This is a genomic window from Nocardia sp. NPDC001965, from assembly GCF_053594175.1.
The window spans coordinates 39203-58636 of record NZ_JBSFDZ010000028.1 but is presented as its reverse complement, the minus strand read 5'-3'; the positions used below and the strand labels follow the sequence as shown (position 1 = coordinate 58636).

Genomic DNA, 19434 nt, shown 5'->3' with positions numbered 1-19434 from the left:
TTCGGTGGCGGGTACGGCCGTGACGGTACGGGAACTCGCCGTCGCCTGGGCGGACGCGCTCGACGGCACAGTCGCCCCGACGCTGACCCGGGACCGGATCGAGCAGCTGCTGGCGGAATGGACGGCGCGGCTCGTGGATGCGCTCCGCGGCCGGGAAGAACCCGGTATCGCCCGGGAAGCCGCCGCGGCACTGGCCGGCGCCAACTACCGCGACCCCCAGGTGGTGGGTCGTACGGTCGCGCTCATCTGCGGGCCCATGGCCGATCGGCTGTACCGGACCGACCCCGGCCGCGACGCGATACGCGAGCGCGCGATCCTGGTCGCCGCCGAGTTCGCCACGGGTTATACGGCTGCCCTTCGTACGGTCGCGCTGGCCGAGCAGGAGACGACGATGGCCGCGGCACTGGCCGCCGCCCAGGAGGCCGAGCGGCGGCGGGAACTGTCCGAGGCGCGGTTCGCCGCGGTGTTCGCGGGTGCCTCGGTGGGAATCGGGACCGTCGATACCGAGGGACGGGTACTGGAGGCCAACGCCACGTTCGCGGAAATGCTCGGCCTCGATGTCGGCGAGATGCCCGGCCGCCCGGTGATCGATCTGGTGGGGCCGGACAATGTCGGCGCCGCCTACGACCGGATGACCCAGCTGCTCGCGGGCAGAATCGACCGGTTCCGGCTGGAGATCGACTACCGGCGTCCCGACGCGTCGACCGCCGGTATCGATCTGTCGATGTCGGCGGTCCGGGATCATCTCGGCCGGATCCGCTTCCTGATCGGCGTGGCCGTCGATGTCACCGAACGCCGGGAGCTCGCCCGCCGGCTCTGGTACGACGCCAATCACGACGAACTCACCGGATTGCCCAATCGCGGGTATTTCTTCGACCGGCTCGCCGCGGCGACGCCGCCGGTCGGGGTGGCCTACCTCGATCTCGACGGGTTCAAGGAGATCAACGACCGCTGGGGGCATTCGGTGGGCGACGAGGTGCTGCGCACTGTGGGGGTGCGTCTGCACGGGATCGTGACCGCGGCCGGCGGCGTGGCGGCACGCCTGGGCGGCGACGAGTTCATCGCCATGATCGAACGCTGTTCCGGTGCCGACCGGCTCGCCGCCATGCATGCGGACCTGCTGGCCACACTCGGCGCACCGATGGCCATCCGGCAGCAGTCGATCAGCATCGGAACCAGTATCGGCACCGTTTACCTCGACGAGGCTCCGACCGCGATAGACGAGGCGATGCAGGCCGCCGATATCGCCATGTACCGGAACAAGGCCGCCCGGTCACGCTCCTGATCCGACCGCGGGAACGACCGGTTGCATTTTTATGATGACCGGTCTACTTTCAGCTTATGGGTGCCAAGGGAGCCGAGACCAGGCAGCGAATGATCGAAGCGACCCGATCATCGATCGAACGTCGCGGCTATTTCGGCACCGGACTCAACCAGATCCTCACCGACAGCGAGACCCCACGGGGTTCGCTCTACTTCCATTTCCCCGGCGGGAAGGACGAACTCGTCGCCGCGGCCGTCACCCAGGCTCGCGGTCTCATCGACGCCGCGCTCGACGAGGCCGACCTCAGCGATCCGGCCGGCGCCGTCGCCGGGCTGATCGCCCTGCTCGCCGATCGGCTCGAGGCCTCCGACTGGGAAAACGGCTGCCCGGTCGCCACGGTGGCACTCGAGGTCTCGGGTACCAACGAGACGGTTCAGCAGGCATGCGCACAGGTCTACACCCGATGGACCGAGGCATTGCGCATCGTGCTGCGCGCCGCCGGATATCAAGACGCCGAGGATCTGGCGGTCGCCCTGCTCGCGCTCGTCGAGGGCGCATTACTGCTCGCTCGTACCCATCGCAGCCGCGATCCACTCGATCGCGCGGCCCGCGTCGCCCGCACCCTGCTCTGATCCCGCCCATCCCGGCTCGGGCTTTCACACGCCGTCAAAATATGTAGACCAGTCCAGTTAGGAAATAGCTATGAACCCTCCCGACACTGTCGTCTTCGGCGCGGCCGGATTCATCGGCCGAGCACTCGTCGCCCGACTGCTGGAACAGGGCCGTACCGTCGCCGCCGCGGTCCGCCCCGGTTCCGCGCCCCGGCTCCTGTCCTGGTTGGCCGACCGGGATCTCGACCGGAGCCGCCTGACCGTACTCGACTGCGATATCACCGATCCCGGACTCGGCGCACTCGGTGCGGCGCACCTGGACGGGGTGCGCGATGTGTACAACTGCGCCGCCCGGTTCTCCTTCGGTCTCGACCCCGTGGTCGCCCGGGCGGTGAACATCGACGGTGCCGTCCGCGTTCTGCACTGGTCCGCGAACCGCCCGCATCTGCGCCGGCTGGTCCACATCACCGGCTACCGGGTGACCGTGCCCGATTCCGCCGAACACGACTACGCGGTCGGCGCCTACGGCGCCTCGAAATTCGAAGCCGATGCCGTACTCCGGGAACAGGCGGCAGCCGCCGGGGTCCCGCTCACCATCGCCAATCCGAGCAGCGTTCTCGGCCCGGGCCAGTACATCGGCCTGGCCGAACTGGTCCGCGACCTCTGGAACGGCGCGCTGCCGGCGCTACCCGGTGATACCGAAACCCTGCTGCCGATCGTGGATCTCGGCTACTTCACCGACTTCCTCACCCTGCTCCCGGAAGATCCGGATACAGCCGGTAGGTACTACACCGTGCTCGACCCGGCGAGCCCACCGCTACCGGCGATGATCCGGCTGCTGGCCGAGCATATGCACGTCCGTGCCCCACGATTCACCATTCCGATATCACTGGTGGCACGGCTGCCCCGCATGCTGACCGGCGTGGATCGGGAGCGGCTGGCCTTCGTCGCCGGGGATCGCTATGACACGTCCGCGGCCGACGCGGTGGCCGAACGGGCCGGACTCACCGCCCCACCGGCCGAGGCTGTGCTGCGCGCCTGGGCGGATCACCTGGTGAGCAGCCGATTCGGTACCGCGCAGGCCGATCCGGCGGCGGGCTTCGACCACGGCCTCTGGGTCTCCGGTGAACGGCAACTCCCGGATTTCGTACTGCTGCACGGCCTTCCCGTCGACAGCGACGCCTGGCGCGAGGTCCGCGCTCTGATCGATACACCGACCCTCGCCGCGGATCTGCCCGGCCTGGGGCGATCCGCGCCCGCTACCGGCGATCCGGACCGGTGGCTCGACGACCTCATGGCCCCGGTCACCGGCCGGCCGATCCTGGTGGGGCATTCTCTCGGCTGCGTACCGGTGCTCCGATACGCGGCAGCGCATCCGGACCGGGTCGCGGGTGTGGTGCTGGTGGCCCCGGCCTTCCTGCAACCGCGCGGACCCCGATTTCTGCGCACGCCGATCGCCACGGCGCTTCTGCGGCGGCTGTCTCCCGAACGGCTGGCCACCGCCCTGGGCATCCCGCCCGGCCCGGCGATCGAGAGCGCGCAGGCGAATCTACGGCGGCCGGGTGTCGCGCGACGCACGTCGGCGGCCCTGCGCGCCGCGAGCCGGCCGCGCGCACGAACAGCCGCACGCCGTCTCCTCGACGAGCTCACCGTGCCGGTCCATATCGTCGTCGGGTCCGGCGATCCGCTCGCCACCGCGGTCGACATCCCGGTCACCGAGATAGCGGGTGCAGGTCACCATCCGCATCTCACGCATCCCGGTGCGGTAGCCCGGGTACTCGACGCGGCCCGGCAGGAGGCCAGGGACCGCGGACCGCGAGCGGAGATCGCCGCTCCCGGGCGCTGAACCGTCCCCCGGCCGGTCGGCGTCCTACCGACCGACCGGGCGTATCGACCGCGTCCGCACCGGCCACTGCCCGGCGCCGCCCGAGATCGCCGACGGCGCCGGACCGGCCCCGGCACGGGTAGTGGACGGCACCGGCATACGAGCCGATCGAACAGCAGGAACTACCAGGCCGGCACCGCATCCGACCCACCGGGCACCTCCGCCGGCCGCACCGGCGGCAGCGCGGGTGCCACACTCCGCGGGTCGGCCCCGGCGAACGCCAACGTGATGAACAGCCCGCCCGCCTCCTCCAGTTGCCGCGCCCGCGCCAGCGATCCCACCACGACCGGTTCCGCGCCGGCATCGCGCACCAGGGTCGCGACCACCGCCAACGCGTCCGGTTCGTCACCGCACAGTGGAACGGTGGTCACCGGACCGGCCGCACCCCACTGCGTGGACGGAACCAGATGAAATCCCTTCACCACCCGGCCACCGGGCGCGGCCGCGGCGATCCGGCCGGCATTGGAAAGCCCCGGCGGATTCAGAACCACCCCCACCCCGTGCCCGACCGGGTTGGTCGGGTCGATGATCGGCACCCCGGCCAGGGTTCCCTCGGCACCGCCGGCGGCCGCCACCGCCGCATCGACCGCGTCCCAGGGCACCGCGAGAAGTAGTGCGTCCGCGTCGCGGACCACGTCCCGGGCGAGCCCCGAACCCACAGCTGGGCCCAGCCGCCCCGCCAGTGCCGCCGCCCGTTCCGGCGTCCGTCCGGCCACGACGACCCGGTGCCCGGCGCGTACCCAGCACCCGCCGAGCGCTTCGGCCAGATGGCCCGTTCCCAGAATTGCGATCCGCATCACTCGGCTCCTCCACGTCAGCGCGTCTCCTGCGACAGCTACCGTAGGAATCCGGGTACGCACCGATCGGTGCGTACCCGCGGACAAAGCTGGTGAACGATGACCGGCTACGACTACCGCGACGCCGGTCCGTAACGGCTCATCGGGTGTGGATGAAATCCCGATGGGTCAGATCCGTGGCGTCGATGATCTCGTCGATCACTGCGGAAGCGGATAGATCGCGATCGGCGGACATGACCGAGGTTCCGGATTCGCCCGGACTCCAGACGAACGCGATCTCCGCCCCGGAGCGTAGGCGAACCGCAAGGTATTGACGCCCGCCGGCCGAGCGAGAGAACGTTTTACCGAGTTCACCCTCTATCCTCGGCCATGAAATATCCAACCGCGCTATCGGTCCGATCGGAAAATACTCCGACTCCACTCCGGACAGAATCGAGAACGGACTGTCCGGCCACGGTCTCGCTTCGTCCATATGATCAGAAATTTCCACGAGCAGTCCGCGTATCTCCCCATCGGAGAACCTGGCGCCGACCCTGTCTCCGAGATCCTGTCCGGAACTCAGCGCGTCAGCGATGGCGCGATATTCTTCGTCCGGAGTCAGCGACCAGAGCGGACTGCTCAGCAGGTCGGCGGCGATATGCGCGGCCAACCCCGGTTCGATCGAATCTGCGATCCCTATTCCATGGATAATCGCGTTTACGACAGCATCCGATTTTTCTTCCACCGGCGGCAACTTCCGCTTCGTCACCGTTGGTTCGGACGATATATCGCCCTGAATACCAACACATCCACGTCACGCATCGGTACACCCAGTTCGTGTAGGCGCTGCGCGACCTGTATCGTCATCGCCCTGTTCGGCTTGTAGTGTCCGCTCTCGTTGGTCAATTCCTTCAGGACCCCTTTCTCCACGCGAATTGTGCCGGCTCCGGCAACCGGGCCGCCGGCCAGGTAGCTGGAGTGCTGAAATACTCCGGCTTCGGATATCAGGGATGAATACAAGCGACCCTCTGCGTCCATCACAAAGGTAGCACTCGATTTCGAGCCCCAGAAGAGAGATTTCGCCTTGGTTGTGTCGTACAGCTTGTTGTCGGAGTCATAGAGCTTTTCGTCGATCACGCGGATCTCGTAGCGGCGGCGCTCCTCCTCGGTGAGATACTTCACCTGCTGGCCGGGATACACGGTATTCCCGGGCTTGTCCTCGCCGATGAATTCCGGATCGACTTCGATCGTCTTGTACCGAGCCGCGGGCGGACGCGACGGCGCAGGCACTTCGGCGACAGGAGTTGCCTTCGGGCCGGTCGGATGCCACGGTCGCTCGCTGGGTCCGACGATATCGGGCGCGCCGCGCAGATTGACAGCGAGCTTGCCATCGATATCTCTTCTGACGAGTCGGGTCAGGTCCTTCTCGGTGTTTCGCCAGGCCTGCGTTTCTTTCCCCGTCAGTCGTTCCAGATCTTTCAGTATCCGGGCCAGGGTCATGGCCACACGGTCACTCACCCGAACGTCGCCACCGGGACAGCTGCAGATACAAATTGAGCGACGAGTTCTGCCGTACCGAATACACAGGCGGACGCGTCGGCGGAAATGCGCGGCACAAGACTGGGGATCGAGGTCATCGAAACTCATCTCCTCGATCATCTAAGGCAGTCGAAATACGGGTGCGGTTGCCACTGTCTCCACAGGAGCATCACCCGGCAGTCATCATATATGGCGTAATTCGCCGAAGCGCGGTGACAGGGTTCGAGCAGCCGAGCCTCGGCGACGGAGAGCGATATCCATACTCTCCGGGGACGGCGACCGACGAGATCCGATTATCGGAATCCTGCCGCATATTTCCCTCGAAACCTGCTCCGTGGCAGTGGAATACCGATCCTTGCTACTCTCTCGGCGCACCGGAACGAACTCCACCGCGACGCGGGCCCGATGAACATCGACCGGATCACCGCCACCGCAACCACCGACCTGAACTCGATGAACGGAAGACCGTTGTCGACGTCCGGCGGCGCAGTTGCGCCCCATTGCCGTCGACGCTGTCGACTCCGCCATGTCGGCGCTGCCGGGAAGAGGGCTACCGTAGGAATCCGGGTACGCACCGATCGGTGCGTACCGGCCGACAAAGCTGGTGAGCGATGACCGGATACGACCACCGCGGCGCCGACCCGATCGCCGACTGCCGACTGCGCGGAGCCCTGGACCTGTTCGCCCACACCTGGGACCCGGTGGTCCTGGCCGCACTGGCCGACGGCCCCCGGCGGCGCGTCGACCTGCGCATCGAGATCGGCGGTATCCGCGACAAGACACTCACCGAGGCGTTGCGGCGTCTCCTCGGCCGGGGCCTGGTGGCCCGGCGGCCGGATCCGGTCACGCCACCCGGGGTCGAGTACCGCCTGACCGAGCTCGGCGCGACCCTTGTCGAGGGGCCGCTGCGCGCCCTGGCCGCCTGGGTTCGCGAGTACGGTGACGAACTCCGCGTACCCGAGGGCGCCGATCCGCCACTGCGGAGATCCGAGTGAACGGGTGACGGTCAGGACATATTTCGATCCGAGCCGGAGCGATCCGGCCGCTCGTGACCGGCTCCGTAGGCGGCGAGGAACGTCCGCACCGCGGCGCGCGCGACGGCGCCGAGTTCGGCGGACGGGACCTTGCGGGTGCCGTACGCGGATCGGTTCTCCAGCGGGCCGGTGAGCAACGCGAGGAACTGTTCGGCCGCCGTAGCCGGGTCGGTGGTGGCCAAGCGACCGGACAGGGCGAGCATGCCCAGCCGGTCGGTGAGCGCGTGCAAAGTGCCGGTGGCCGTGCGTTCCCGGACCTCCACGACCAGATCGGGTAACCGATTGGCCTGCGCGGCGGCGAGCCGGCGCAGGGCGTGCGAGGTGTCTCCGGCACAGATACGCAGCAGTTGTCGCGCCGTATCCTCCAGGGCCGCATCGAGATCGGGCCCGGTACTGCGTAGGCGCTCCACCGCGGCGAGGCATTCGGCACCGACCCGGTCGGCCGCTGCCAGCAGAGATTCCCGCAGCAGGCTCTCCTTGTCGGCCATATGGTTGTAGACGGTGGGTTTGGCCACCCCGGCCGCCGCGGCTATCTCCTGGACACCGGCCTGTTCGTAACCGAGCCGGGCGAAGACGGCGAAAGCCGCCTCCAGGATCGCCCGCCGCTTGTCGATCCGCCCCGCGGCGGGGCCGTCCTCTACTCGCGCACGCACTGTTCCATGCTAATCCCTGCAGCCCGGCATTGAACCGAGCGGTTCAAAAATTCGAACCATTGACAAAACCTTTCGGATAGATAATCTGAACTCACTGGTTCAAATGAGAGGTCTCGGGATGATAGTCAACATCTTGCGGTTCAGCTTCAAAGCCGATGTCCCGCCGGACGTACAGGCCGACGCGCTGGAGCGGATGCGCCGGACGGCGAGCGTCGATTCGGTCGAGTTCGGCGTTGTCGGCCGCGATATCGGCGATCCGCGCGACGGATTCACCCACGCCTACACCGCCGCCGTGGCCGACCTGGCCGCGCTCGAACGCTACCTACACGACCCGGTACACCTGGCCGGCGATCCGCATATCCTGCCGCATTTCGCGCGCCTGTCCGCGGTCCGCCTCTCCGACGATCCGGATCCCGAACTGACCGCGAAGATCGAAGACCTGCACCTGCAGAAGGTGCGCACCTACCCCGACTGGGGCCGGATGCTGGCCGAGGTCGTCGACGGCACCATCGCCACCGAAACCCCTTCGTAGCCGATTTCGGGTCGCGATACGGGCATACCCGAGATCCGGCCGGTTTCCGCGGCCGGCCGCGTACCGTCAGCGGATCATGAAGCCGGCGTCCAGCGGCCACTGGACGCCGGTGACGAACTTCGCCTCGTCGGAGACGAGATAGGCGACCGCGTTCGCGATGTCCTCGGGTTCCAGCATCTGCAGCGGGAGGGCGTTCTGCATACCGGAGATCGAGTTATGCCCGCCGGCCGCCGCCTGTTCCATCAGTTCGCGCATGGCGTCGTTGTGGGTCATGCCGCTGGCGACTCCGGTGGGGTGGATGGTGTTCACCCGAATCCACTCGGGTGCAAGATATCCCGCGAGACCCTGCATCAGCGCGACCACACCGCGCTTGGCGGCGGCATAGGCGTTGCCGCTGGCGTTGAGCGAGGGTGAGGCCTTGAGCCCGGCGGTGGAACTGGTGATGACGACGGAGCCGCCGCGGCCGCCTTCGCGCATGGCCGGTAGTGCGGCACGGACGGTGTGGTAGACGCCGGTGAGGTTGGTGTCTATGACGTCGTTCCAGTCGGCGAGGAAGTCGGCGGATTCGGGGCCCATCCGGATGATTCCGGCATTGGCGACGACGATGTCGAGGCGGCCGAAGTGCCGGTATCCGTCCTGGAACGCCGCACACAGGGTGTGGTAATCGCGGACATCGGCCTTGCGGGCGATCATGGTGCGGCCCTGCTCGCGCACCAGTCTCGCGGTTTCGGCGAGGTCGGCTTCGTCGGCGTTGGGATAGGTCATCGACGCGATGTTCTCGCAGATATCGATGCCGATGATATCGGCACCCTCGCGGGCCAGCCGTATCGCGTGGGCGCGGCCTTGACCGCGGCCGGCGCCGGTGATGAACGCGACGCGCCCGTCCAGTCCTGGCATGGTTCTCGTCCTCTCTCAGTGGCCCAGCCGGGCCCAGGCGGCCTCGGCCGTGGCGTGCAGTGCCTCGCCCTTGGCGAAGCCGGAGTAGGCCGCGAGTTGCAGGACGACCTCGTCCATCTCCGCTTTGGTGATGTCGCCGGATCCGAGCGCCGAGCCGACGTGCGAGGCCAGCGGCAGGGCCGCGTCACAGACCGCGACGGAGGCGACGGTGATGAACCGGCGATCACGGCGGCCCAACCCAGGGCGCCGCCATACGTGGCCGAAGACGAAGTTCAGGATTCCCGCGTGGATGTAGGGGGTGTCCGGTGCCGGGGCATCGATCAGGTTGACGTCGATGAACTCCCGGGTCCCTGCGGCGATGCGCTCGGACCGGTCGGTCGAACCCAACTCGGCGTCGTCCGGCGGCCGGACCGTCGCATCGAGCCCCCGCGCGTTCCGCACGCGGGCCCATTGGCGGCGGATCACGCCCTCCAGGTGCGAGGCCTTCGGCCAGCCGTTGTACACCGCGAAATGCAGAACGAATTCGAGCATCTCGTCGATGGTGATGTCGTCGCTGTTGAGTGCGGCGAAGATCTGATCCTCGATCGGCTGTTGCGCGTCTGCCGCACCGACGCAGGTCAGTGTCACCCAGCGGCGTTCGCGCCGCGTCAATCCGGGTCGCGACCACACCTGGTCGATGACGAAGTCACGCGCCACACGCTCGAACGGTGTACCGGTTTCGGGTGGGTCGACAGTCATCACGGACCGATAGCTCTCCATGGCGCCTACCTATCTCCTGGTTTTTAATTCGTTCGACAAAACATTAAGGCTTTAGACTTAAAAATGTCCAGGGTGGTTTGATTGATCCATGACCGAGTCGGCAACCCCCGTTGGCCTCTCCGCCAAACAGCAGCTCGTGCTCACCGCGGAACGGCTCTACGCGATGCACGGCCTCGACGGCGTACCGTTGCGCCGGATCGGCGACGAAGCCGGGATGGGCAACAAATCGGCCGTGCAGTACCACTTCGGGTCCAAGCAGGGCCTGATCGATGCGATCCTGCTCAATCGCGTCGAAGATCTGACGCGGCGCCGACGCCTGCTGGAGGCGCGCCTGCCCGGCGATGATCTGCGCCGTGTCGTGGAGGCCCATCAGCTGCCGTTGATGGAACTGGCCGAGGACGAGAACTGCTACTACCTGTCGTTCCTCGAACAGCTCGTCCGGGATATCCACCCACTGGACAAACTGCCCGCCACCCACCGCGACTCCGAACGCGCCTACTATGCGCGCGTCGGAGCCCTCATCGACCATGTGCCCCAACCCTTACGGGATATCCGCATCCATCAGGCGTCGTCGGTCTGCCTGCACGTCTGCGCGGACCGGCACCGTATGCGCAGGGCGGGCTCTGCCGTCGCGCCGTTCGCGGTCCATATCGGCCAACTCCTGGATACGCTGGTGGCCTTGCTGGCCACACCCCCCTCGACCGAGACCCTGGACGCGCTGGCGGCATCCCGGTTCGAACAGCCCGCCCTGCGCGCACTCCCGTAGGCGCCACCGGGGTACGGGCCCGCTCGCCGACCTCGGCGGGCGTCGCCGTACACCGGAGAGGGGAAGCCGTCCGCACATCGGGCGCGGTGACGGCTTTCCCGCCGGGATCCGGCGACACCGGCGGCGGATTGCGCGGCGCGGCACCGGTGATCATGCGCACCGTGGGCCCCGAACCACTCGGCGGCGCCGCCGGGACAGGTCAGACGGTCGCGAAGGTGATGTGCAGATCGCGCAACCCACGCAACAGGAAAGTCGGCTCGTACTCGTAGCGGGGTGCGTCGCCGGTTCCGTGCGCGCTCTCGTCGATCGCGATATCGCTCATCCGGTCCAGCATCCGGTTGAGAGTGACCTGCCCCTCCACCCGGGCCAGTGGCGCTCCGGCGCAGGTATGGACACCACGGCCGAAGGCGATGTGCTCGCGAGCATTACGGCGGTCGAGACGGAACTCGTCGGGATCCTCGAACTTACGTGGGTCGCGGTTGGCGGCACCGATGCACAGCATGACCACAGTGCCGGCCGGGATATCGACGCCGCCGAGAGTGGTGTTGCGGCGGGCCAGCCGGAAGTCGACCTTGGTGGGGCTTTCGGTACGCAGGGATTCCTCCATGAAATTGCCGACGAGACTGCGGTCGGCGCGGAGTCGCTGCTGGAATTCGGGACGTTCGGCCAGTATTCGGACCGCCGAGCTGAGCAGCTTCGTCACGGTTTCCTGGCCCGCCGCGAACAGGAAGGTGGCGGGGCGCACCACATCGATGACCTCGGGCAGGGTTCCGTCGGGATAGGAAGTCGTGGCCAGGGTGCCGAGAACATCGCCGCGGGGGTCGCGGCGCCGGTCGGAGATATAGGCACCGAAGGTCTCGTCCAGCCACTCCAGCGGATTGAGACCGACCGGCTCGTGATCGAGGGCGCCCACCCGGCTACCGGGATAGCCCTCCCCGGCCAGGGTTCGGCGGAACCGCTCCCGGTCGGCTTCGGGCACGCCGAGCAGATCGGTGATGACCATGGTGGCGAACGGCTTCGCATAGTCCGCGAGGAACTCGCAGCGGCCCGCGTCCAGGAATTCTTCGAGCTGGCGATCGGCCTGCCGCCACATATACTCCTCGTTCTCCTTCAGCCGCTTCGGCGTCAGTAGGCGGTTGAGCAGGGATCTCGCGCGGGTGTGGTCCGGGGGGTCCATGGTCACCATGTGCTCGAAGATCGGGAACCGGTGGCGATGTTCGGCGATCTGAGTGGAGATGTCGTCGCCGGCGGGCTCGAACGGCAACGGCGGAAACGGGCCACCGATGGAGATGCAAGCCGAGAAGTCGGCGGTATTGCGGAATACCTGGTCGGCCTCTCGGTACCCGGTTACCGCGACAACGCCGTAGTGGGGTTCCCGGAAAACCGGGTTCCGGCTGCGCAGGTAGTCCAGGTACTCGTAGGGGTCCTGGGCGATGGCTTCATCGGAGAAGAAGTCCCGTGCGGCAAGGTCGGTCATCGGCTCGCCAGCCTTTCGATACAGGTCTTCGCGGCACCGCTGCCGCGAAGCCTTTCCGGTCTCCGATCGAACACGGCGACCGGTCGCGGTACGCCGCCAGAATTTGATCGATCGATAAAATGTTAGGGTGGACCATGGTTACCATGCGGCATTTCGGTCGGTCAAGAGGTGCGGGGATCTTCGCGAAACGGTCCACGATCAGCACCTCCGGGCGGTGCTGTTGAATGCCGACGAAACGTGGCACCGAGACCGACGACACCGGGACACGGGCGCGATTGATGGAGGCGACCGCTCAGATCATCCGGGAAGAGGGCTACGCCGCGGCGACCTCCCGCCGCGTCGCGGCCGTGGCCGGAGTCAAATCGGCCCTGGTGTACTACTACTTCCCGACGATGGACGACCTGTTCGTCGCGGTGATGCGCGCCGGCGGGGAGAAGGCGCTGGACCGGATGCGGCAGGCCCTCATCGCAGATGATCCGCTGCAGGTGTTGTGGGAGATCAACACCGATGCCCGGTTCACCCAGCTGAACACCGAATTCATGGCTCTGGCCAACCATCGCAAGGCGGTCGGGGCGGAGCTGAAGACATTTGCCGAACGGGTACGCGATATCGAGACCGCCGCCGTCACCCTCGTCCTGCGCTCCTGCGGGGTCGATATCACCGAATACCCACCGGTGGTCGTATCGATGCTGCTCACCGGCGCGGCGCGGATCCTGTGCAACGAGGGCGCGGTCGGAGTGCAGCAGGGGCACGCCGAGCTGCGCACATTCGTCGAGAATCTGATGAGCCGGTACCGCCCGGAGGCGGCGGCGCCCGGACGACTGCGCGAGTGAGAACCGCCCGCCCACCCGGATTCGATCGATCGGATGAGGGCGAGCACACGCGCTACGGATCGGGAGTTCGGTGTCGCCGCCCGCGAACTGGCACTTCTACTGCAGGAATCCCATCTCACCGTTGACAGCCCGGACCACCCGGTGTCACAGTTTGATCGGTCGATCAAACTGTGACCGATCTCCGCGACCATGACGCCCCGGGGCGATGGTCGTTCAGCAACAGAACGAGGTGGTTCATGAGCACGCGGGTCGAAGGCAAGGTCGCCTTCATCACGGGAGCGGCACGCGGACAAGGCCGCAGCCACGCGGTCCGACTGGCACAGGAGGGCGCCGACATCATTGCCGTCGACGTGTGCGGACCGGTCAGCGGCAGCGACGATATCGCACCCTCGACACCGGAAGACCTGGCCGAAACCGTCGCGCTGGTCGAGAGTCACGGCCGGCGCATCGTGACCGCGCAAGTCGACGTCCGTGACTACGACGCGCTGCTAAACGCCCTCGACACCGGGGTGGGCGAACTGGGCCGCCTCGATATCGTCGTCGCCAACGCCGGTATCGGCAACGGCGGCGAAACACTCGACAAGACCAGTGAATCCGACTGGCAGACCATGATCGATATCAACCTCTCCGGAGTCTGGAAAACGGTGAAAGCCGCAGTACCGCATCTGCTGGCGGCCGGGCGCGGCTCGATCGTGCTCACCAGCTCGGTCGGCGGCCTGAAGGCCTACGCCAACACCGGCCACTACATTGCCGCCAAACACGGGGTGATCGGCCTGATGCGCAGCTTCGCCGTGGAACTGGGCCAGCACTCGATCCGGGTCAATTCGGTCCTGCCCACCAACGTCGACACCCCGATGTTCATGAACGAGGCGACGATGAAACTGTTCCGGCCCGACCTCGAGAACCCCGGCCCGGACGATTTCGCTCCCGTGGCCCGGCTCATGCATGTCCTACCGGTGGGCTGGGTCGAACCGGTGGACATCAGCAACGCAGTACTGTTCCTCGCCTCCGACGAAGCGCGGTACATCACCGGCCTGCCACTGCCCGTCGACGCGGGCAGTCTCCTGAAATAGCCCGGCAGCGCGGCGCCGCGGCACGAAACCTACGGCGCCGCCGCCTTTTTTTCACATCGTCGTGCTCCAGCGCACGGTATGGCCGGCCCGAGATTCCACCGGTCAGCGGACCGGCGCCGACTCCCCCGCCGTCCGGCCCACATAGGCCGCCCACAGCGCCCGATAGGCCCCGTCCTCGCGCGCGAGCAGCTCCGCGTGCGTACCGGTTTCCAGCAATCGGCCGTCGCCGAGCACCACGATCAGGTCGGAGTCCGCGGCAGTGGCCAGCCGGTGTGCCACGACGATCGTCGTCCGGCCCGCGGTCAGTACATCTATCGCGGCCTTGACCTTGGCCTCGGTACCCAGATCCAGCGAGGCCGTCGCCTCGTCGAGGATCAGGATGTCGGGTTCCACGAGCTGGGCCCGGGCCAGGGCCAGCAGCTGGCGTTGCCCGGCCGAGAGCCCGCGCCCGTGTTCCCCGATGGGTTGCAGGTACCCGTGATCCAGCGCCGCGATCATCTCGTGCGCACCGACCGCCCGGGCGGCCCATTCGATCTCCGCCGGAGTCGCGTCCGGTCGGCCGTAGGCGATGGCGTCGCGCACCGTATCGCCGAACAGGAACGGTTCCTGCGGCACCACTCCGAGACGTTTGCGATAGTCGCGCAGCGCGTACCGGCGGATATCGATACCGTCGACCAGGACCTGTCCGGCGGTCGGATCGTAGAACCGGGCCAGCAGCTTCACCAGCGTCGATTTCCCGGCCCCGGTCTCCCCGACGAGGGCCACCCGTTGCCCGGGTGCGATGCGCAGCCGCATATCGCGCAGCGCCGGAACGACCGCTCGACCATCGCTGGGCCCGCCCGCGGTCCGCGGGGCGTAGGCGAAATCCACCGCGTTCATCTCGATCTCCCCGCGCAGCGACCGCACCGGCCGCGCGTCCGGGTCCTCCGGGGTATCGACCGGTGTATGGAGCAGTTCGCTCAATCGGTCCACGCCGACCACGGCCTGCTGATAACCGTCGAACACCTGCGAGAGCTGCTGGATCGGGGAGAACAGCAGGTCGATGTAGAGCAGGAAGGCGATCAGCGTGCCCGCGGTCACCACCTCCTCGCGCACCTGGTGCACACCGACCGCGAGCACCCCTGCGGTCGCGACCACCGACATGAACTCGATGAACGGGAAGAACACCGCCATCAGCGTCTGGCTGCGCAGGCGCGCGTCGCGGTAGCTCCAGGACCGGCGCTCGAATTCGGCCTGGTTCACCGCTTCCCGGCGATAGCTCTGGGTGACCTTGATGTTGTCGACGTTCTCCTGGAGGTAGGCGTTCACCACACTGACCCGGTCGCGCGCCAGGTTGTAGGCGGGCACCGACGCCCGCCGGAACAGCACCGTGGTCACCACCAGCACCGGCAGCGTCGCCAGCACCACCACCGCCAGGCCGGCGTCCACCACCAGCAGCGCGACGACCACACCCACGATGGTGATGGTGCTGGTCAGGGCGGTGGCCAGACCGGTTTGCAGAAAGCTCGACAACCCGTCGACGTCGCTGGTCATCCTGGTCATGATGCGACCGCCGAGTTCGCGTTCGTAGTACTGCAATCCGAGCCGCTGCAACTGGGCGAACGTCTTGACCCGCAGTCCGAACAGCAGCCGTTCCCCGGCTCGCCCGGTGACCCGCACCTGGGCCACCGCGATCGCCCAGTCGACCGCCACCACCAGCAAGGTCAGTCCGGCGGCGACGAGCAGGACATCCCGCGCCCCCACGAGCACCCCGTGGTCGATACCGTGACGCACCAGGAACGGGATCAGGACCTGCGCCAGCGCATCGACCGCCACCAGCGCCAGCCCGGCCAGCAGCGGCCAGGCGAACGGCCGCAGCAATCGCGGCAGGGTGAAATGCGGATCGGCGGTATGCGAGAACGATTCGGGCACATCGGGTTCGCCGGTCGCCGCCGGCAGCCGGTCGATGAGACCCGCGATATCCCCGCTCGGCGGGGCGGCCGCCAGCATTCCGCCCATGGCCGCGCCGCGACCGACCCCGGTCGGCGCACCGGCCGCGCGCTGGGCGAATACCTTCGCGACCTGTTCGAGAGTGCGGGTGTCGTCGGTATCGGTATCGGGTTCCACCCACAGCACCGGGGTCGGCACCCGCGGTGCGTCCTGGGTCCCGGTGGTGTCGAACTCGCCCGGATCCGGTGGTGTGAACAGCGCCCGGAACAACTGCCCGCGATCCTGCAGTTCGGCCAGCGCGCCCGATTCGGCGACCCGGCCGGCGTCGAGTACCGCGACCCGGTCGGCCAGGGCCAGTGTGGACAGCCGGTGCGCGACGACGAAGGTGGTGCGCCGCCGCACTTCGGCGGCGATCCGGGTGAAGATCAGCTCCTCGACCCGGGCGTCGATCGCGGAGGTGGCGTCGTCGAGCACCAGGATCGGTGCCTCGGTGAGCAGCGCTCGGGCCAGCGCGATCCGTTGCCGCTGGCCACCGGAGAGGCGTTGACCGCGTTCGCCGATCCGGGTGTCGAGACCGTCGGGGGTGGCCGCGACGAATTCGTCGGCCGCGGCCAGATGCAGGGCGTGCCAGATCTGTTCGTCCCCGGCGTCGGGCCGGCCGTAGGCGACATTGGCCCGGATGGTGTCGGCCATCAGATGGGTGTCCTCGAACACCATGGCGACGCGGGCGCGGGCATCGGGCAGTTCCCGGATATCGATACCGTCGAACCGCACACTGCCGGCATCCGGATCGAACAGCCGCGGCACCAGCTGCGCGAGCACGGACTTCCCGCTGCCCGCGCCACCCGCGACCGCCACCGTCTCCCCGGGCTCGACGGTCAGCTCGAGCCGGTCGAGCACCCGATTCGCGCCGAAGGCGAAGGAAACGTTCCGGAATTCGATTCGGGGTGGGGCGCCGGAACCGCTCGCGGCCGGTCCGACGGGAGCCGGTCGCGCCGGTGGTGTATCGATCACCTCACGGACCCGGTCCAGCGAGGCCCGGCCCTGCTGACTGACGGTGAGCAGCATGGAGAACTGCCGGACCGGGCTCACGAACGAGCCGAGATAGGTCATGAAGGCCAGGAAGGTGCCCAGTGTGATCGAATGCCGCAGCGCCAGCAGCCCGCCGACGATCAGCACCGCCGCCTGCCCCACGGCGGGCACGGCCTGCATGGCCGGGGTGAACCGGCTGGTGATCCGGGCGACCCGCAACCGGGAACGGTAGAGCGCGGTGGCCCGGTCGCGCAGGCCGTCGAGCTCGTGGCGTTCCTGACCGAACCCCTTCACCACCCGCACACCCGCGACGGCGGCCTCCACCTGCATGGCCACTTCCGCGGCCCGGGCCTGCGCATCCCAATTGGACGGGAACAGTTCCCGCTGACTGCGGCGCGCGATGAACCACAGCGCCGGCAACACCAGCAACGCGATCACCGTGAGCGGCGGCGACATGACCGCCATCAGCACCAGCGCGCCGACCAGCAGCACCACATTGCCCGACACCATCGGGATCAGCTGCAGGAACATCTGGATGAGCGTCACGTCGGTGATCGCGCGGCTCACGACCTGGCCGGTCTGCAAACCCTCCCGTTCGCGGCCGTCCAGCCGCAGCAGCGAGGCGAACAGATCGCGCCGTAGATCGTGCTGCACACCCAGCGACAATTTCGACGAACTCACCCGGCGGGTGAACGAGGTACCGAACCGCACCACGCCCAGCACCAGCAGCAACAGCGCCCACGGTGCCACCGGATCGGCGGTCACCGTGAGCGTATCCACCACGTGGCGCACCACCAGCGGCAGCGCCGCGGTGAGCGCGGCCGCGGCCGCGGCCCCGGCGTAGGCACCGATCACCAGGCGACGGTGCACCAGACATCGGCGGGCCAGATATCGCAGCCAGCCGATACCGTCGGCCTCACCGCCCCCGGCCGCGGGGGTGGTCTCCCCCGCGGCCGGTCCGGTGCTCTCCCGTCGCGTCTCGGTGCTGCTCACCGGGCCACCGCGAGCGGAGTCTCGGTGGCGAGCCGGTTCTCCGGCCGGGCCAGGCCGTAGTGACCGCGCAGGGTGGTCTCGGTGTACTCGGTGCGGAACAATCCGCGCTCCTGCAGGATCGGCACCACGCGGTCCACGAAGCGGTCCAGCCCCGACGGCAGCACCGCGGGCATCACATTGAACCCGTCGGCCGCCCCGGCCCGGAACCATTCCTCGATGGTGTCGGCCACCTGTTCGGCGGTCCCGGCGAAGGTACGGTGACCGCGGCCGCCGCCCAGTCGCGCGATCAGCTGCCGCACCGTGAGCCGTTCGGTACGGGCCAGGTTCACGATGAGGGTGTAGCGGCTCTTCGCGCCCTGGATATCGTCTTCGCTCGGCAGTTCCTCGGGCAGTTCGCGATCCAGTTCCAGCGCCTCGACCGGCAGGCCGAACCGCTCCGCCAACTGTGTGCGCGCGTACTCGGGGGAGATCAGCCGTTCCAGCTCGGCGTCCAGTTCCCGGGCCTGTGCCTCGGTATCGCCGATCACCGGCACGATTCCGGGCAGGATCTTGAGCGTCTCCGGATCGCGGCCGAGCAACCGGGCGCGTTCCTTCAGGTCCCGGTAGAAGGCGGTCCCGTCGGCGAGGGTCTGCTGGGCGGTGAACACCGCCTCGGCGTAGCGCGCGGCGAAATTCTTGCCGTCTTCCGAGGAACCCGCCTGCACCAGAACAGGATACGCCTGCGGTGACCTGGGCAGATTCAACGGACCGTCCACCGAGAAGAACTCACCGCGATGCCTGATCTTGTGCACCTTGTTCGCGTCCGCGTGCACCCCGAGCGCTTTGTCGGCGACGATCGCGTCGTCTTCCCAGCTGTCCCACAATTTGGTGGCCACCTCGACGAACTCGGCCGCCTTCTCGTACCGGAGCCGGTGGTCCGGGGTGTCGTCGAGCCCGAAGTTGCGGGCGGCGTCGGCACCGGCGGTGGTCACGATGTTCCAGCCCACCCGGCCCTTGCTCACGAAATCCACCGAGGCGAACCGCCGCGCCAGGTTGTACGGATCGTTGTAGCTGGTGGACGCGGTGGCGATGAGCCCGATCCGGCTGGTCTGCACGGCCACCGCCGTCAGGATCACCGTCGGTTCGAGTTTTCCGCCCGGCCGGCGGCCCGGATCCCCCATAAGGACCGGGCTGTCGGCGAAGAAGATCGAATCGAATTTCCCGCGTTCGGCGGTCTGCGCCAGCCGGACGTAGTGGTCGATATCGATATGGGCGTGCGGATCGCTCTCGGGCAACCGCCAGGCCGCCTCGTGATGGCCCACCGACATGAGGAAAGCGTTGAGGTGCAGGGTCTTCCCGTCTCCGGGACGCGAATGCTCGGCTGAGGTCATCGTGGGTTTTC

General features: G+C 67.7%; 17 protein-coding genes. 8 read left to right on the top strand and 9 right to left on the bottom strand.

The window, feature by feature from the left end:
- The first annotated feature begins 19 nt into the window (after nucleotides 1-19).
- From ACWCPQ_RS27890 to ACWCPQ_RS27880, 3 genes are all read left to right on the top strand, one after another.
- A complete protein-coding gene (locus tag ACWCPQ_RS27890) occupies nucleotides 20-1285 on the top strand; it encodes a diguanylate cyclase domain-containing protein (RefSeq protein ID WP_449904300.1) in 1266 nt (421 codons plus the stop codon).
- Nucleotides 1286-1341: 56 nt separating this feature from the next.
- Nucleotides 1342-1896, top strand: a complete 555-nt coding sequence (locus tag ACWCPQ_RS27885) for a TetR/AcrR family transcriptional regulator (protein WP_449904298.1) — start codon at nucleotides 1342-1344, stop codon at nucleotides 1894-1896.
- Between the two features lie 70 nt (nucleotides 1897-1966).
- Nucleotides 1967-3721 (top strand): alpha/beta fold hydrolase, encoded by a 1755-nt coding sequence (locus ACWCPQ_RS27880; RefSeq protein ID WP_449904295.1) that lies wholly within the window; start codon nucleotides 1967-1969, stop codon nucleotides 3719-3721.
- 161 nt (nucleotides 3722-3882) lie between these two features.
- Here ACWCPQ_RS27880 and ACWCPQ_RS27875 read toward each other — a convergent pair whose 3' ends face one another.
- The 3 genes from ACWCPQ_RS27875 to ACWCPQ_RS27865 all read right to left on the bottom strand — a co-directional run bounded on the left by ACWCPQ_RS27875 (nucleotide 3883) and on the right by ACWCPQ_RS27865 (nucleotide 6036).
- Nucleotides 3883-4557: an NADPH-dependent F420 reductase gene (locus ACWCPQ_RS27875; protein ID WP_449904293.1), complete on the bottom strand. Its 675-nt coding sequence runs from the start codon at nucleotides 4555-4557 to the stop codon at nucleotides 3883-3885.
- A 139-nt stretch (nucleotides 4558-4696) separates the two neighbouring features.
- The gene (locus ACWCPQ_RS27870) at nucleotides 4697-5305 is read right to left on the bottom strand and encodes a hypothetical protein (protein ID WP_449904291.1); all 609 of its coding nucleotides are present in this window, start codon (nucleotides 5303-5305) and stop codon (nucleotides 4697-4699) included.
- The gene (locus tag ACWCPQ_RS27865; RefSeq protein ID WP_449904289.1) at nucleotides 5302-6036 is read right to left on the bottom strand and encodes a hypothetical protein; all 735 of its coding nucleotides are present in this window, start codon (nucleotides 6034-6036) and stop codon (nucleotides 5302-5304) included. The genes ACWCPQ_RS27870 and ACWCPQ_RS27865 overlap by 4 nt, the downstream gene beginning before the upstream one ends.
- A 650-nt stretch (nucleotides 6037-6686) precedes the next feature.
- Between ACWCPQ_RS27865 and ACWCPQ_RS27860 the strand changes: the two genes are divergently transcribed.
- Nucleotides 6687-7070, top strand: coding sequence for a winged helix-turn-helix transcriptional regulator (locus ACWCPQ_RS27860; RefSeq protein ID WP_449904287.1), 384 nt, complete (start codon nucleotides 6687-6689; stop codon nucleotides 7068-7070).
- An 11-nt stretch (nucleotides 7071-7081) separates the two neighbouring features.
- Here ACWCPQ_RS27860 and ACWCPQ_RS27855 read toward each other — a convergent pair whose 3' ends face one another.
- Nucleotides 7082-7762, bottom strand: coding sequence for a TetR/AcrR family transcriptional regulator (locus tag ACWCPQ_RS27855; RefSeq protein WP_449904285.1), 681 nt, complete (start codon nucleotides 7760-7762; stop codon nucleotides 7082-7084).
- A 118-nt stretch (nucleotides 7763-7880) separates the two neighbouring features.
- On the opposite strand from ACWCPQ_RS27855, the gene ACWCPQ_RS27850 reads away from it, so the two are divergent.
- Entirely contained in the window at nucleotides 7881-8294 is a 414-nt protein-coding gene (locus ACWCPQ_RS27850; RefSeq protein WP_449904282.1) for a Dabb family protein, read from the top strand.
- Nucleotides 8295-8360: 66 nt separating this feature from the next.
- Here the strand turns inward: ACWCPQ_RS27850 and ACWCPQ_RS27845 are convergent, their stop codons facing one another.
- Together ACWCPQ_RS27845 and ACWCPQ_RS27840 are read right to left on the bottom strand one after the other, a co-directional pair.
- Nucleotides 8361-9191 carry a mycofactocin-coupled SDR family oxidoreductase gene (locus ACWCPQ_RS27845; RefSeq protein ID WP_449904280.1) on the bottom strand — a complete coding sequence of 277 codons (831 nt, stop codon included), beginning with the start codon at nucleotides 9189-9191 and terminating at the stop codon, nucleotides 8361-8363.
- A gap of 15 nt (nucleotides 9192-9206) precedes the next feature.
- Nucleotides 9207-9929, bottom strand: coding sequence for a carboxymuconolactone decarboxylase family protein (locus tag ACWCPQ_RS27840; protein WP_449904278.1), 723 nt, complete (start codon nucleotides 9927-9929; stop codon nucleotides 9207-9209).
- 109 nt (nucleotides 9930-10038) lie between these two features.
- Here ACWCPQ_RS27840 and ACWCPQ_RS27835 point away from each other — a divergent pair, with 109 nt between their 5' ends.
- Entirely contained in the window at nucleotides 10039-10716 is a 678-nt protein-coding gene (locus tag ACWCPQ_RS27835) for a TetR/AcrR family transcriptional regulator (protein WP_449904276.1), read from the top strand.
- A 199-nt stretch (nucleotides 10717-10915) separates the two neighbouring features.
- Here the strand turns inward: ACWCPQ_RS27835 and ACWCPQ_RS27830 are convergent, their stop codons facing one another.
- Nucleotides 10916-12193, bottom strand: coding sequence for a cytochrome P450 (locus ACWCPQ_RS27830; RefSeq protein WP_449904274.1), 1278 nt, complete (start codon nucleotides 12191-12193; stop codon nucleotides 10916-10918).
- A gap of 224 nt (nucleotides 12194-12417) precedes the next feature.
- On the opposite strand from ACWCPQ_RS27830, the gene ACWCPQ_RS27825 reads away from it, so the two are divergent.
- On the top strand, nucleotides 12418-13026 hold the full coding sequence (locus ACWCPQ_RS27825; RefSeq protein WP_449904272.1) for a TetR/AcrR family transcriptional regulator: 609 nt from the start codon (nucleotides 12418-12420) through the stop codon (nucleotides 13024-13026).
- A gap of 236 nt (nucleotides 13027-13262) precedes the next feature.
- On the top strand, nucleotides 13263-14099 hold the full coding sequence (locus ACWCPQ_RS27820) for a mycofactocin-coupled SDR family oxidoreductase (RefSeq protein ID WP_449904269.1): 837 nt from the start codon (nucleotides 13263-13265) through the stop codon (nucleotides 14097-14099).
- 102 nt (nucleotides 14100-14201) lie between these two features.
- On the opposite strand, the gene ACWCPQ_RS27815 is transcribed toward ACWCPQ_RS27820, so the two are convergent.
- Together ACWCPQ_RS27815 and ACWCPQ_RS27810 are read right to left on the bottom strand one after the other, a co-directional pair.
- On the bottom strand, nucleotides 14202-18053 hold the full coding sequence (locus ACWCPQ_RS27815; RefSeq protein ID WP_449904267.1) for an ABC transporter ATP-binding protein: 3852 nt from the start codon (nucleotides 18051-18053) through the stop codon (nucleotides 14202-14204).
- A complete protein-coding gene (locus tag ACWCPQ_RS27810) occupies nucleotides 18050-19423 on the bottom strand; it encodes an LLM class flavin-dependent oxidoreductase (protein WP_449904265.1) in 1374 nt (457 codons plus the stop codon). The genes ACWCPQ_RS27815 and ACWCPQ_RS27810 overlap by 4 nt, the downstream gene beginning before the upstream one ends.
- Between the last annotated feature and the right edge of the window lie 11 nt (nucleotides 19424-19434).

What these genes read in the sequence shown, in the direction of transcription:
- ACWCPQ_RS27830 (WP_449904274.1), bottom strand. Translation starts at nt 12,193, where the DNA reads ATGACCGACCTTGCCGCACGGGACTTCTTCTCCGATGAAGCCATCGCC.
- ACWCPQ_RS27865 (WP_449904289.1), bottom strand. Translation starts at nt 6,036, where the DNA reads ATGACCCTGGCCCGGATACTGAAAGATCTGGAACGACTGACGGGGAAA.
- ACWCPQ_RS27885 (WP_449904298.1), top strand. Translation starts at nt 1,342, where the DNA reads ATGGGTGCCAAGGGAGCCGAGACCAGGCAGCGAATGATCGAAGCGACC.
- ACWCPQ_RS27850 (WP_449904282.1), top strand. Translation starts at nt 7,881, where the DNA reads ATGATAGTCAACATCTTGCGGTTCAGCTTCAAAGCCGATGTCCCGCCG.
- ACWCPQ_RS27835 (WP_449904276.1), top strand. Translation starts at nt 10,039, where the DNA reads ATGACCGAGTCGGCAACCCCCGTTGGCCTCTCCGCCAAACAGCAGCTC.
- ACWCPQ_RS27880 (WP_449904295.1), top strand. Translation starts at nt 1,967, where the DNA reads ATGAACCCTCCCGACACTGTCGTCTTCGGCGCGGCCGGATTCATCGGC.
- ACWCPQ_RS27845 (WP_449904280.1), bottom strand. Translation starts at nt 9,191, where the DNA reads ATGCCAGGACTGGACGGGCGCGTCGCGTTCATCACCGGCGCCGGCCGC.
- ACWCPQ_RS27810 (WP_449904265.1), bottom strand. Translation starts at nt 19,423, where the DNA reads ATGACCTCAGCCGAGCATTCGCGTCCCGGAGACGGGAAGACCCTGCAC.
- ACWCPQ_RS27840 (WP_449904278.1), bottom strand. Translation starts at nt 9,929, where the DNA reads ATGACTGTCGACCCACCCGAAACCGGTACACCGTTCGAGCGTGTGGCG.
- ACWCPQ_RS27820 (WP_449904269.1), top strand. Translation starts at nt 13,263, where the DNA reads ATGAGCACGCGGGTCGAAGGCAAGGTCGCCTTCATCACGGGAGCGGCA.
- ACWCPQ_RS27825 (WP_449904272.1), top strand. Translation starts at nt 12,418, where the DNA reads ATGCCGACGAAACGTGGCACCGAGACCGACGACACCGGGACACGGGCG.
- ACWCPQ_RS27860 (WP_449904287.1), top strand. Translation starts at nt 6,687, where the DNA reads ATGACCGGATACGACCACCGCGGCGCCGACCCGATCGCCGACTGCCGA.
- ACWCPQ_RS27875 (WP_449904293.1), bottom strand. Translation starts at nt 4,557, where the DNA reads ATGCGGATCGCAATTCTGGGAACGGGCCATCTGGCCGAAGCGCTCGGC.